Raw genomic sequence first — 13,882 nt, 5'->3', positions numbered from 1 at the left:
GACAAGAAACACGCTGTAAAACACGTGTTTTACAGCAGAAAGAGGCAGAGAGAAAGACACTACATTTTTTTGCTCTAGAAATGAGATTTGCATGGGTTGGGGGATTGCAGTACCGGGAAGTGCATCCGCGTTGCCCTCCGGCACATCTTTGTGACGCACCGGCCGGGGCAGGACCGGAAGTCATTCTAAGCCGAATGATCTTTCATTGTATATTAATTAATCGTTATGCTTTTCAGCTGAAAGTGATTTTCCGTCCAAACGCGAACAGGGGAGGAACCGTGACAAAGCTTCACTGCCGCGTAAAACCTCATCCTCAGGCAGCCCTTAGCCGCCCTCCCCTCCATACAGGAAGTCTATCCGGTTCCACATTCGCATCTTTCAGACACTCTCATCATCAATCGCTTACGGTGAAGGATGCCATGTTCTAGCCTCCACCACGGATTCACCAAACATTCACCGCTGTGGGGCAGAATAGGGGCACGGAAGCCTTCTATAAGGAATGCCGTCCTTCCCGCAGACTACCCCTACCACATGGAGTTTACAAAAACATCCTTCAGGATGCAAGATAATCCGCTCAGGATACAGACGTTACATATTGGAGAATATTTAAGAACATAACTCACTATATGACAATAAGTTGGAATATTGCCTAAAAGATGAAGGATGTTTTTGCAAACTCCCCAGGAGGGAAATCATACGACCATGGAGAAGTACCCATTAAAATCAGACTAAACCGGATGACAGTGAAATTGCTTCTAAGTTATGTATCCAACAATGTTGAGACCATAGAAGAATATGACAGAATGGTAGGCATAGAAATACCTGATGCCCTCAAACTGAAACTGGTAAAAATTTAAATAGTTCATTTAAATATATTATAAATAAATGTGAAACCAGAGAAGTTGATATGGGAACATGAGGCAATACCACGTTTTGGTAAAGGAAAGAGAACATGTGACCGGTCGTGACATTCTCACCGTGACGTTTAAAGAAGAAAATGGTAATTTATGTGCCCAAATAGAATGGACTGATGATTTATTCGGTTTTTAACACCAATACACGAAAAGGCATATCATAACTCCCCACACCCCAAAAAGTTACATACTGCAACCACAAAGCCGAAAAGAGTCATATCAAGCTCTATTTTGAGAATGATACGACTCTTCTTTTTGCCTTTAAGGATGTTCAAGTTTCAAATCAAAAACTCATATAGACTAAAATTGAGTTTTGACACACTGTCTCTTTTCATATAAAAACATACTTCATTAAAGGTAATCCGGCAAATCGTAAAGCCTCGTACTATGACTGCCTTTAATCAATATATAATACCCTTTGGGTTTCTTGATTTCCAAAGCCTTCTTTACCTGCTCCACATTATCAAACGTACGGAAAGGATGACGCGCCGCCTTGAACTTCGGCCCCACCAACCACACATGTTCGAAACCGGATTCCACCAATAAATCGGCAATGGCCTGATGGGCTTTCCAACTGCAGTCCCCCAACTCACCCATATCCCCGAGTATAGCCATCCTGCGTTCCACTTTCATATCCCGGAAATTTTCTATGGCAGCTCTCATACTGGTAGGGTTGGCATTATAAGCATCCACCAAGAGCTTATTATCATCCGTCTCCGTGAGTTGGGAACGATTGTTTTTAGGCTCGTATGCCGCCAATGCCCGGTTAACAGCATCCACTTCTACCCCGAAAGTACGTCCTATCGTTGCTGCGGCCAACAGATTTTGCATGTTATAGGCACCTATCAATCCGGTCTGCACCTCTTGCCACTCACCTCCGGCAGGCCGCCAACGGAACTTCAGGAAGGGAGCACATTCGAGCACCTCTCCTTCCACGCTCAAAACCTCGTCACATGGGCTCCCATAACAAATTTGGTGCAAGCCCCCGGCTATGCGCTTCAAGTCTTCACTATCATGGTTGATGAAAACCGTACCATGCTTGGCACGCAAATAGTCATAAAGCTCTCCTTTCGTACGCACGACCCCCTCGAAAGAACCGAACCCCTCCAAATGTGCCATGCCCACATTGGTAATCAATCCGAAATCCGGATCCACAATTTCAGCCAAAGCCTTAATCTCCCCGGGGTGGCTTGCCCCGGTTTCAATGACGGCAATAGTATGTTCCGAGGTTAGCTCCAACAAAGTCTTCGGAACCCCGATATGATTATTCAAATTTCCCTGCGTATACAATACGTTGTACTTTTGGGAAAGCACCGACGCTGTGAGTTCTTTTGTCGTGGTCTTTCCGTTGGTCCCCGTCACCTGAATTACCGGAATCTTAAATTGTTTCCGGTGATAGTGAGCCAGTTGTTGCAATGTCGCCAGTACATCTTCCACTAAAATGTAACGCTCGTCGTCCCCTACTGCGTACTCAGCTTCATCCACTATCGCGTAAACACACCCTTGCTCCAAAGCTTGGGCTGCAAAAGCATTTCCATTAAAAGAATCCCCTTTCAATGCAAAGAACAAAGCCCCTTGCGGGCACTTGCGGCTATCGGTGGTCACCACCGGATGCTGCTTATAAATTTCATAAAGTTCTGCTATCTTCATAATTCTGTATTTTACCCCACAAATATAATGTAAATCGAGAGCAAAATATCAAACTTGCTTGAAATATTTTGCCGAGATGCCACCTATGTTATATAAATATAATCCAAGAAGCACGAAAAAACGGATTATTCTGTGTACATTTGCATGTAAATACTGCAAAAACAATGGAAGGACATATAGAACGTACCATAAGAGTCAACGGACAACTTATGAACCTTTCCACACCGAAAGTCATGGGCATCCTGAACGTCACGCCCGACTCCTTTTATGCCGGAAGCCGCAAGGAAACCACGTCCGACATCGCATACCGGGTGGAACAGATTATTACGGAGGGAGCCGACATGATTGACATTGGTGCCTATTCTTCGCGTCCCAATGCGGAACACGTCAGCACGAAGGAAGAAATGGCGCGCCTTCGAAAAGGTCTCGAAATCATCCGCGAAGTCGCCCCCGAAGCCATCGTTTCCGTCGATACATTCCGGGCAGACGTGGCCTCCATGTGTGTGGAAGAATACGGCGCAGCCCTCATCAATGACATATCGGGCGGACAAATGGACGAGCGGATGTTCGACACCGTAGCTCGTCTGAACGTCCCCTATATCATGATGCACATGCAAGGCACTCCCCAAGACATGCAGCTACATATACATTATAACCATCTCCGCATGGAAATCATGCAATACTTTGCTCTCAAGGTGCAAGAGCTGTACGCCCGAGGCGTCAAAGACATCATTATAGACCCTGGATTCGGATTCGGAAAAACTTTGGCGCACAACTACGAGCTGTTCAAGCATTTGGAAGACTTCAAGCTATTCGGACTTCCCTTATTAGTGGGCATTTCGCGCAAATCAATGATATACAAACTGCTCGACAGCAGCCCCGAAGAAGCACTGAACGGAACTACCGTATTGAACACCATCGCCTTGACCAAAGGGGCAGACATTTTGCGTGTGCATGACGTAAAAGCGTGTGTGGAAGCCGTGAGAATATTCAATCAAATGAACGAACAGAAATAAAAAAAACATTTCCATGCCATTAGAATTCGGACTGAAAGACTTTATCGACATCTTCCTTGTCGCGCTGATGCTGTTCTATTGTTACAAGGTCATGAAAGAGTCGCGTTCACTGAACGTATTCTTCGGCGTGCTGATTTTCGTCGTATTCTGGTTGTTTGTCTCCCAAATATTGGAAATGAAGCTTTTGGGGTCCATCCTCGACAAGCTGGTCAGCGTCGGTACACTGGCACTGATTATCCTGTTCCAAGAAGAAATCCGCAACTTCTTTTTCACGATTGGTACACACCGGCAAGTGGAAAGCCTCCTCAAACTCATCCGGCGCAACAAGAAAGACAATAAAAAGACAAACAAGGACGACATCATGCCCATCGTCATGGCCTGCATGAGCATGAGCAAACAAAAGGTCGGGGCATTAATCGTCATCGAACGTAACTTGCCCCTCAACGACATCATACGCTCTGGCGAACTCATCGATGCCAACATCAACCAACGGCTTATCGAGAACATCTTTTTCAAAAACAGTCCGCTGCACGACGGAGCCATGATTATCAGCAAGAAACGTATCAAAGCAGCAGGCTGCATCCTGCCGGTATCCCACAGCATGGACATTCCGAAAGAATTAGGCTTGCGCCACCGTGCCGCCAAAGGCATATCGCAGGAAACCGATGCCTTGGCCGTCATCGTTTCCGAAGAAACGGGCAATATCTCCGTAGCCTACAAAGACACATTCCATCTCCGCCTGTCCGCTGAAGAGTTGGAACGTTTTCTCACGGAAGAACGCACATAATCAGTTCATCATCAAACCCAAATAAGGACAGGCGTCTTCCAAAAGCATTTCCGGCAGCTCCCGAATATGTATGCTACGACAAACCCCGCCGCTTTCCGAACAACAAAAGGCACCGTACCCTTCTTTCCGGCATTGCCCATCGCCCCACACGTAAACTCCGTTATTCTCCGTGATATCCTCATCTCCGACCACACGTATCCGACCGGCCGTGTCCGCATGTTGCCGCGCATACAACTTCAAGACCTCATACACATGTATCACACGCAACTGCCCCCTGTTTTCCTGACGAATCATTGCGACATTCCCGGCAAAGCCGAATGCCTCCCGCACCTGCTTATACAAAATATTCTCAACGACCGCAGAAACGGAAAAACACTCCAAAACCCATAGTTTCCCTTCACGCGGGACGGCCCAAACCAGTCCGACGCAATGTCCGTCGCAACGCGCCACCACGACACAACCGTTCCCAAGGAACAAATCTGCACACACTGTATACAAGTCTGTCTCATCATGCAACACAGCATAAGGGGCACGGCGCAAAAAAACATCCAAATCAAACTGCAAATCCCCCAACACTGGTTCAATTTCATGCATAGCGGTATAAACTTCACATACCACCTTATCGGCATCGCATGATTCCTCTCGCTTCGGTAATGCCACCCCAGGACAAGTATAATAGCCAAAACGATGGTAAAAAGCAAACAAGCCCTCATCAGCCGGAATCAAAAGGCTGAACAGACACCCGTCGGCATACATTTTACGGTGAGCCTGCCCCATCAGTTCCGTCATCAGTCCCTTGCCTCGGCATTCCGGCTGCGTGCAAACCCCTGAAACATAAGCCACAGGAACAACCTCTCCTCCAAACATCATCCGGTATGGCAAACGTTGCAAAGCCGCAACCACACGCCCGTCCCTTACGAGGCAACTGTTTCTTTCAGGAGTATATTTACGGGTAAAATAAAGTTTCATAAACTCTTCCGTATCACCGAAACACAAGCTCCACAATGCACGGGTCTGCCATTTTATCAAATGCTGTTCCGGTGTCAGCCTACCCTCTTCAATCTCCGCCTTCACCGTACAAGACGACCACACACTGTATTTCACCAACAACATTTCCGGTTGATAAGACAGTTTAGCCTTTCGCAAGCCTTCCATCCCCAAGTCTTCTTCCCGGTTCACATATTTATATTGTGCCGGCAACCGTGAAACGAACTCCTTGTTGATTACCGTATAAGCCCCCTCAAACTCCACATCGGCTTTCTCCACGCACACATCAAAGGTATCACGACAAATCGGGGCCCCGTAAGTAAATGCCACGACCTGTCTCCCAACCAACAATACACCTCCCCTCAGATCCAGTTCATCCCGATGTGCCAATGCACGTTGAATGGCTTCCGACTCCGCTGCCACCGCCCTTTTCTCCGCTTCGTCCTGACGCGCCTCCACCCAACGGCGAGTCAAATCCAAACAAGCCGGAACCCATTGCTCCGCCAGTTCCTCATAACGATAATCCGGATACAAGGCTTTAAAACGATTCACATGATTACGTTTGGGCTGCAACTTCTTACCGGACAAGGTAGCCAAAGACTCGCGCAAGTAGACATAATCCGCATGGTCCCGATTGACATTCACACGGCAGTCCTCCCCCATGCACCTTTCCACCTGCGGCATCAAATCCTCACAAACGCCTAACAGTAAAAGAGGATGAGACAACCGGCACGCATCTTCTTTCAAAGCCTGCAGGATGGCACACCAATCCCCCTCGCCCACAGGCATAAGATAAGCCAAATGCCCATCTGCATAAAAACGAAACACCAGAAAACCGCCCCACTCCGCCACTTCCGTGCGATAAAGCATTCTCCAGGCATAAAGATTGGCAAAAGACAAATCACAGTTGCGGCGACCTGCGTTTTCAGTATACTTCCATACAAGCGAACGGTCTGCTAAAGACAAAGGACGAAAATCAAGGGACATAAAATATTTTTTGATACCAAAGTAACATAAAAATTATGAGAGGAACACCATTCCGGAATATAAAAAAATAAAATAGGAATCATACGGTTATTCGGTCAAAAAGCAGTAATTTTGCACAATCCTACTAATTGCAATGTAGAGTTATCAATTTAAAGATTTTAAATATGGACTTAATCAAAGAGATTGTCTCACGCGCTCAAGCTAACAAGCAGCGCATCGTTCTTCCTGAAGGTACGGAAGAGCGCACATTAAAGGCTGCCAACCAGATTCTTACCGACGAGGTGGCCGACTTGATTTTATTAGGAAACCCTTCAGAAATAGAAGAAGCGGCAAAAAAATGGGGATTGGGAAACATATCCAAGGCTACTATCATAGACCCGGCTACCAGCCCGAAAAAAGAAGAATATGCCCAATTGCTTTTCGAATTGCGTAAGAAAAAAGGCATGACGATAGAAGAAGCCCACCAAAAAGTGCAGGACCCCTTGTTCTACGGTTGCCTGATGATTAAGGCCGGTGATGCCGACGGACAGTTGGCCGGTGCACGCAACACGACCGGCAACGTATTGCGCCCTGCCCTCCAGATCATCAAGACCGCCCCGGGCATCACCTGCGTTTCCGGAGCCATGCTGTTGCTCACCAAAGCTCCTAATTACGGAAAGAACGGCATTTTGGTCATGGGCGACGTAGCCGTCACCCCCGTACCCGATGCAGGACAGTTGGCACAGATTGCCGTTTGTACCGCCCGCACAGCCAAAGCCGTGGCCGGAATCGACCCGAAAGTAGCCATGCTGAGCTTCTCCACCAAAGGTTCGGCCAAACATGAAGTCGTGGACAAGGTAGTGGAAGCCACCAAGTTGGCACGAGAAATGGCTCCTGGCCTCAGCATCGACGGTGAACTCCAGGCTGATGCCGCGCTTGTGCCGAGCGTAGGCGAAAGCAAAGCCCCGGGTTCCGAAATCGCCGGACATGCCAACGTGCTAGTTGTGCCCAACCTTGAAGTCGGCAACATCTCCTATAAATTGGTACAACGTCTGGGACATGCCGAAGCCATCGGCCCTATCCTCCAAGGCATAGCACGTCCGGTCAACGACCTTTCCCGAGGATGCTCCATTGAGGACGTTTACACCATGGTAGCCGTCACGGCTAATCAGGCCATCGCGGCAAAAGAACAAAAATAAACGGAAACTTTAAAATTACACCTATTTATATAATATGAAGATTTTAGTATTGAACTGCGGAAGTTCCTCCATCAAATATAAATTATACGACATGACCGACCATTCCGTCATGGCACAGGGCGGCATAGAAAAAATAGGCCTGCCCGGTTCTTTCCTGAAAATGACCTTGCCGGACGGGACGAAGAAAATCATCGAGGAAGACATCCCCGAACATACCAAAGGCGTACAATTCATCTTCCACATCCTGACCGCCCCGGAACTCGGTGCCTTGAAATCGTTGGAAGAGCTTGGCGCCGTAGGACACCGTATGGTACACGGAGGAGAAAAGTTCAACCAAAGCGTGTTGCTCACTCCCGAAGTGTTGGAAGCCTTCACAGCCTGCAACGACTTGGCCCCGCTACATAATCCCGCCAACCTGAAAGGTGTAAATGCCGTATCGGCCCTTCTGCCTTCGATTCCCCAGGTAGGCGTATTCGACACAGCCTTCCATCAGACGATGCCCGACTATGCCTATATGTATGCCCTGCCCTACGAGATGTATGAAAAATACGGCATCCGCCGTTACGGCTTCCATGGCACGTCCCACCGTTATGTATCCCAACGTGTCTGCGAATACCTTGGCGTAGACCCTGCCGGCAAACGTATCATCACTTGCCATGTGGGCAATGGCGGTTCCATTTCGGCCGTAAAAGACGGCAAATGTATCGACACCTCCATGGGACTGACTCCGCTGGAAGGCCTGATGATGGGTACCCGTTCCGGCGATGTAGACGGCGGCGCGGTAACCTTTATCATGGACAAGGAAGGGCTTGCTCCTTCTGAAATGTCCAATCTCCTGAACAAAAAATCCGGCGTGGCCGGTGTCACGGGAGTTTCTTCGGACATGCGTGAGGTGATTGCCGCAGCCCACGAAGGCAACCCACGCTGCCGCTTGGCTCTCGACATGTACGCCTACCGCGTGAAAAAGTATATCGGTGCTTACGCTGCGGCCATGAACGGGGTGGACATCATCCTTTTCACCGGAGGCGTGGGAGAAAACCAGGCCGACATGCGCGAAGCTTTCTGCAACGGTCTGGACTATCTGGACGTATCGCTCGACAAAGCCAAAAACAACACCGTACGTGGCGAAGAAGCCATCATCTCCACACCGGACAGCAAAGTGACGGTATGTGTCATCCCGACCGACGAGGAACTGATGATTGCCAAAGACACCATGGCTTTGGTGTGAGCCTTAATTATGCCCAATATGCTTTTCTCATATTGATATGAGAATTACCCCTGATGTAATCGGGCGTGGAATCGCTTCCGCGCCCGATTTTCGTTCCTGTCCCACACCGTCCCCCGATGAAGCCCGAGTGAAGGCCCGGTGAAGGCTAATCCCCGAGAAAGTTCACCTTAACAAACTGAATTACAGCAAGTATGAAGGATGCGAACCTTTTTTTGAATGAACACATTGTATATGGAAGCAGGCATCTCTATCCCGTTGGCCTTAGCCCTGTCCTCCGTTCACAGCAGAACAAAAAATCGTTTGGAGCACATCGGAGAATCGTTTGACGGTTGTTTCTACAGTGTCTTTCCGACTCCTTGGGGCATTTCTCACAACACCTTTTACAAGATATAATTTTTACACTCTTCAAGCTATTTTGAATAGAAATATGCTTAATAATACATTTTTGTGTTAAAAACGAAATTTAAAAAAATCATTCAAAAAGTTTGCAGTTTATTCCCAAACCACATATATTTGCAATGACACTTTGGGAGGGAGAGTCTCACAAAGAAACATTATAAACGAACTTAAAATAAGAACTATGAAATTGAAAACAACTTTAGTATCTTTGATTGGTGCAATGGTAATTGGTACTACGGGATACGTGGGGTATCAAACTTATGAAAAGAACAAAGCAGCGAATGAAAGTGATTTGTTCCTTGAAAACATTGAAGCCTTGGCAAATAATGAAAGTTATAAAGGATGGGAGGTAATTTCTAGTCCGTGTCCTTACCAGATTGACTATAAAAATTCCGTAACTTGTAAGAGATTCGGTGATGCCGATGACTGTGTACCAAGTGACTGCTAATTTTTATAAAATTCGGGCTTTTGACATCAATTAAGAGCCTGCATTTTGTTTTTCATTATCACATACGATACCATGTATATACGTAATTTTTCATTGGGGATTTGTTTATCCTTATTTATTTTATTCTCTTGCACACAAAAAGAAGAGAATTATGAAACTATTAAACTAACCAACACTGAGTTTTCTGATTGGTCTTCTTTAATAAAGGTAAATGATATTGTTCCTTTGGGGAGCGAAGCGGATTCTGTTTTTTTGTCTCTTGCTCAAAAGTGCATAATAGGGACAAACCGTATACTTTTTTGGGATTACAAAGCTAAGACTGTTTATGTATTCAATCATAAAGGCGATTTTCTGTTCACGGCAGGAAGAAGAGGGAACGCACGAAATGAATACATTGACTTGCGAGATGTAAATTTCAACAAAGATGAATCTAACATAGAAATATTAGACCTTAGTGGTATTAAGGTTTATAATTCAGAAAACGGAAGCTTCATTTGTAAAAGAGAGATAGACAATATTGACATGGGGAACTTCTATAGTTTCATGCCTTATGATAAAAAATCCTATTTGCTTTTTTCTACAAACAAAGATTATAGCATTTACCAGTTGGACAGCGTCAGCGTTTTAACGGGTTTAAGAGAACGTAAAGGGTATCAATTAGTTTATAGTCACTTTCTTTATTCTAATACAAACTATGTAGTATATCCGGATTATGGACAATTCACGATAGATAACTATGAGAATGGACAATTAAAGCCCAAATACCATGTTGACTTCAATGGCCAAAACCTACCTGAAGAATATTTGCCTAAGAACTATGATGAATTTAATAAGACTGACAATATGCAATCTTATTTCAAGTCCATCTTGTCTATTCAAGAAAATTCGGATTACTTATATTTAAGAACAGCAGGGCCATCACAAACTTATTATGATGTATTTTACAACAAAAAAAGCGGACAAGCATACGCAGGTCCTTCAGACAAAGATACGGGACTAACTGTTATCGGTGCAAGTTCAGATACATTTTATGCCTTAATATATCCTGATTTTGTCACTAAAGAATCATACATCTACAATTTAATAAAAGATTATTTAGACAAAGGTTTTATGAATCCACTGTTAGTTACGTTCAAAATACAAGAGAATCCATCCTAAGTATGCTATGAATAAATTAAGTTTAATAGAGTTTATATTTCAACCTCTTTCTTTCAAAAGAAACGAATTACGTTTGTCTATGAGGAAAAAGGCAGACCTGAACAGCCATGTTTATGTAGATACTGTAAATGCTTTTTTAAATAAAAATAGGAATATTCCCAAATCATCGTTGCTACAAACTTTTTTATTAGACGAACAAAACAATGTCATATTAGTAGGCGACCCTACAAGTAACCCACGTATTAAAAAGTTATTTTGGCGCATCGTGAAAGAGAAGTTAGGAGAACCGAAAGATTCTGTGGGACGATAAACATTATCGCTCCCACCTTTATGATAGACCACCATGCAGGACTTTCTGCCTTACAACCGGGGAACAAACCTCAATGGGCATCCCGACTTCGCCATCTTCAACGGGCAATACGAAGAAGTGACGGATTCGCTGATCAACCTGTCGGGAAGCAGGCCATTGGCCATCATTACGGCAAGGAAAGAACTGAAAGCGGAGGATTGGGAGAAACTGAAGGCACTTAACACCTTGGCGAAGCAAGGAGACATCTCCCTTTGCCTCATGTCTCTCCCGGGCTTGAACGAAAGAAACACAATGGAAACCTGTTATGCTGATGAAGTGACCCTGAAGTCCATACTCCGCAACGAAAAAGGTATCCTCATCGTGGAAAACAGTATCATCCGTGCCAAATGGAATTTAGACACTCGCCCAACCAAACCGATACACCATGTCACGCACCTCAAGCAGCTCGCCGCATGGAACAGTTAGGTCGCATACCGGCATGGCTTCTGCTTGTTGACCGGGTTCCTCCTCATCGCATGGATAAGGAAAAAAGAAAAACAAACCCTGCAAAAATGAATACGGGAGATTACATATATAAAAGTATATTCGCCCAACATACCATTCGCCCTATATTAATATCCATCCATTGTAAAACAACGTATGGTACGAGTTACTACTCTGCCCTCCCAACCTCCTGAAACATCTCCCACAAGGTTATTTTATAAGATGTAATTTTGACACCCATCAAAGTATTTTATATACAAATGCGTCAAGTCCTACATCCTTTGCGTCAAAAGCACGTCATAATAGAAATCTTTCTTGAAAATATTTGCAGCCCATTTTTAAATCATATACTTTTGCAATGACACTTTGGGAGGAAGAGCCTCACAAAGAAATATTATAAACGACTAAAAAGAAAGATCCATGAAAATGAAAACAACTTTGGCATCTTTAATTGGTGCAATGGTAATTGGTACTACAGGATACTCGGGGTATCAAACTTATGAAAAAAACAAAGTCGCGAGTGAAAGCGATTTGTTTCTTGAAAACATTGAAGTATTAGCATCCGACTATGAAGATGACGACAAGGGGGAAAAGAAAGAATACGAATGCTACAAAGTTCTAAGAGACAGAGGTGAAGGTTCTTTAAATACGATGTATTGCGCTACTTGTATGACAGAAGACTGTTCTGATTATACAGAGTCTAGCAAATGTACTAAATAAGAGGAATCCTCTTTTGAAAAAAGTCGTTTTGGTGTTCAATAAACCAAGGCGGCTTTTAATAATTGAGTATAAACAAACACTCTATTTTATTATGCATGCCATGAAATTAAAAATAATAGTAATGTCTATCGCAACACTCTTTAGTTGCCAAAATATACAAAAAGAAGAGTGCGATTTAGAAAAAACGCCTATTGAAAAACAGACATTAACCCAACATAACATAGATAGCATCATCACGTATCCACGTTCTTTAAATGTCTTTCACGACAAACTACTTTTTATGCAGCCCAATGCTTCCGATAAGTTATTCGTTGTCCTGAACAAGGATAGTTTAAACCTATTATTTTCAGGAGGAAGTAAAGGACACACTTTAGATGAATTCATCAATTTAAATCGCAACTATTTTTCATGTACAGATAGTTCTTTTTTTGCATTGGATGCTAATATAGAAAAAGAAATAACAATAAAAAACGGTCGGCTAAAGTGCATTGACAGGACACCTATCATCATCCCCGACGCACTAAACCAACTTGTTAAAACAGGTATTGACAGTTATATTGCCTCAGGGCTTACCAATGGACAAGAAGGAGAACATATCCTATATAAAGACGGAGAATATAGTTTTTTTGGAGAATATCCAGAGCAATCACTACAGAAAGAAGAGCGATTTAAGTTTAATTTTAAATCTACAGTAGGAAGAACTGACAAAAAACAAATATGGGATTTCTATTATTATATGAATTTAATCCGTTCATATGATACTAATGGTAATTTAGTGAAAGAAATAAAAATTAAAGATTCATTTGAACGCCCACAGAAAAATAGTGCCTATGAATCCCAATGCTGTTATCATAAAATAAGTGCTAATTCACATTACATTGTCGCACTTTATAGCAGAGGGTATACAATGAGTGAACTATATAAAAAATTAAATATTATATTAGAAGTTCAATTATGGTCATGGAAGGGTGAATTAAAAAGACGTATTCTATTTGATAAGCCTTTTGACTTATTTAGTATTTCCGAAGATAACATATTATATGCAATGTGCTCAGAAACTCCAAACATAATTTACACATATGATTTCAATGAAAAATAAACAAATCAAACGTATAGTCTTCGCAAGCCTTATTGCGTTATGCTTCTTCTCATGTAATAGCCATGAACAGGAAATAAAACAAAAAGTGAAGACACTCACTAATAATAACATCAAAATGCCTAAAGATTCCATTCTTCAAAAAGAACAAAATAAGATTCTTGTTTTAATAAAGGATACAGGGGACTGTTCTGCTTGTAACATGCATGTTAATAATTGGTATATCTACAGTTTGGATATGGAAGACCGAGACTTACAACCAACAAGCATAACCTTTGTGCTACCCAAGGACATTAGACTATCGTCCAACGTTGATTCTATGATTAATCTTTATGGATTACATAAGACCCATACATATGAAGAATTAATCAAGCTAAATCCAATTTTGGAAAAAGTAAAATATTCCACTTTCTTACTATCTCCCAAAAACCAAATAATATTAGTGGGGGATCCTATTGAAACTCCTAAAATGTGGAATTTATATAGAAAAGCCTTAAAAAAATAGCTCATTATAAAGCCTT

At 43.5% G+C, this 13,882-nt stretch carries 13 protein-coding genes; 11 read left to right on the top strand and 2 right to left on the bottom strand.

All coding sequences use genetic code 11. The features are described from left to right. Positions 1–1,265: 1,265 nt before the first annotated feature. On the bottom strand, positions 1,266–2,564 hold the full coding sequence (locus HMPREF9442_RS03765) for a UDP-N-acetylmuramoyl-tripeptide--D-alanyl-D-alanine ligase (protein WP_008625533.1): 1,299 nt from the start codon (positions 2,562–2,564) through the stop codon (positions 1,266–1,268). A gap of 164 nt (positions 2,565–2,728) precedes the next feature. Here HMPREF9442_RS03765 and folP point away from each other — a divergent pair, with 164 nt between their 5' ends. After that, positions 2,729–3,580, top strand: a complete 852-nt coding sequence (gene folP, locus HMPREF9442_RS03760; protein WP_008625531.1) for a dihydropteroate synthase — start codon at positions 2,729–2,731, stop codon at positions 3,578–3,580. A 13-nt stretch (positions 3,581–3,593) separates the two neighbouring features. Then, positions 3,594–4,367, top strand: coding sequence for a diadenylate cyclase CdaA (gene cdaA / locus HMPREF9442_RS03755; protein WP_008625529.1), 774 nt, complete (start codon positions 3,594–3,596; stop codon positions 4,365–4,367). Here the strand turns inward: cdaA and HMPREF9442_RS03750 are convergent, their stop codons facing one another. After that, positions 4,368–6,341 (bottom strand): GNAT family N-acetyltransferase, encoded by a 1,974-nt coding sequence (locus tag HMPREF9442_RS03750; protein ID WP_087944067.1) that lies wholly within the window; start codon positions 6,339–6,341, stop codon positions 4,368–4,370. A gap of 164 nt (positions 6,342–6,505) precedes the next feature. Here HMPREF9442_RS03750 and pta point away from each other — a divergent pair, with 164 nt between their 5' ends. From pta to HMPREF9442_RS03705, 9 genes are all read left to right on the top strand, one after another. Next, on the top strand, positions 6,506–7,519 hold the full coding sequence (pta, locus tag HMPREF9442_RS03745) for a phosphate acetyltransferase (RefSeq protein ID WP_008625525.1): 1,014 nt from the start codon (positions 6,506–6,508) through the stop codon (positions 7,517–7,519). Between the two features lie 34 nt (positions 7,520–7,553). Next, a complete protein-coding gene (locus HMPREF9442_RS03740) occupies positions 7,554–8,747 on the top strand; it encodes an acetate kinase (protein ID WP_008625523.1) in 1,194 nt (397 codons plus the stop codon). A gap of 580 nt (positions 8,748–9,327) precedes the next feature. Beyond that, positions 9,328–9,594, top strand: coding sequence for an NVEALA domain-containing protein (locus tag HMPREF9442_RS03735; RefSeq protein WP_008625521.1), 267 nt, complete (start codon positions 9,328–9,330; stop codon positions 9,592–9,594). 72 nt (positions 9,595–9,666) lie between these two features. After that, positions 9,667–10,752, top strand: coding sequence for a DUF4934 domain-containing protein (locus HMPREF9442_RS03730; RefSeq protein ID WP_008625520.1), 1,086 nt, complete (start codon positions 9,667–9,669; stop codon positions 10,750–10,752). 7 nt (positions 10,753–10,759) lie between these two features. Beyond that, positions 10,760–11,062, top strand: a complete 303-nt coding sequence (locus tag HMPREF9442_RS03725; RefSeq protein WP_008625519.1) for a hypothetical protein — start codon at positions 10,760–10,762, stop codon at positions 11,060–11,062. A 33-nt stretch (positions 11,063–11,095) separates the two neighbouring features. After that, positions 11,096–11,527: a hypothetical protein gene (locus HMPREF9442_RS03720; RefSeq protein ID WP_008625518.1), complete on the top strand. Its 432-nt coding sequence runs from the start codon at positions 11,096–11,098 to the stop codon at positions 11,525–11,527. Between the two features lie 438 nt (positions 11,528–11,965). Then, positions 11,966–12,265, top strand: coding sequence for a hypothetical protein (locus tag HMPREF9442_RS03715; RefSeq protein WP_008625516.1), 300 nt, complete (start codon positions 11,966–11,968; stop codon positions 12,263–12,265). Between the two features lie 100 nt (positions 12,266–12,365). Beyond that, positions 12,366–13,364: a hypothetical protein gene (locus HMPREF9442_RS03710; RefSeq protein WP_147639876.1), complete on the top strand. Its 999-nt coding sequence runs from the start codon at positions 12,366–12,368 to the stop codon at positions 13,362–13,364. Beyond that, positions 13,354–13,866 (top strand): hypothetical protein, encoded by a 513-nt coding sequence (locus tag HMPREF9442_RS03705; protein ID WP_008625514.1) that lies wholly within the window; start codon positions 13,354–13,356, stop codon positions 13,864–13,866. The genes HMPREF9442_RS03710 and HMPREF9442_RS03705 overlap by 11 nt, the downstream gene beginning before the upstream one ends. Positions 13,867–13,882: the final 16 nt, after the last annotated feature.

Source organism: Paraprevotella xylaniphila YIT 11841 (assembly GCF_000205165.1).
GTDB classification, from domain to species: domain Bacteria; phylum Bacteroidota; class Bacteroidia; order Bacteroidales; family Bacteroidaceae; genus Paraprevotella; species Paraprevotella xylaniphila.
This window is presented reverse-complemented; position numbering and strand designations above follow the sequence as displayed.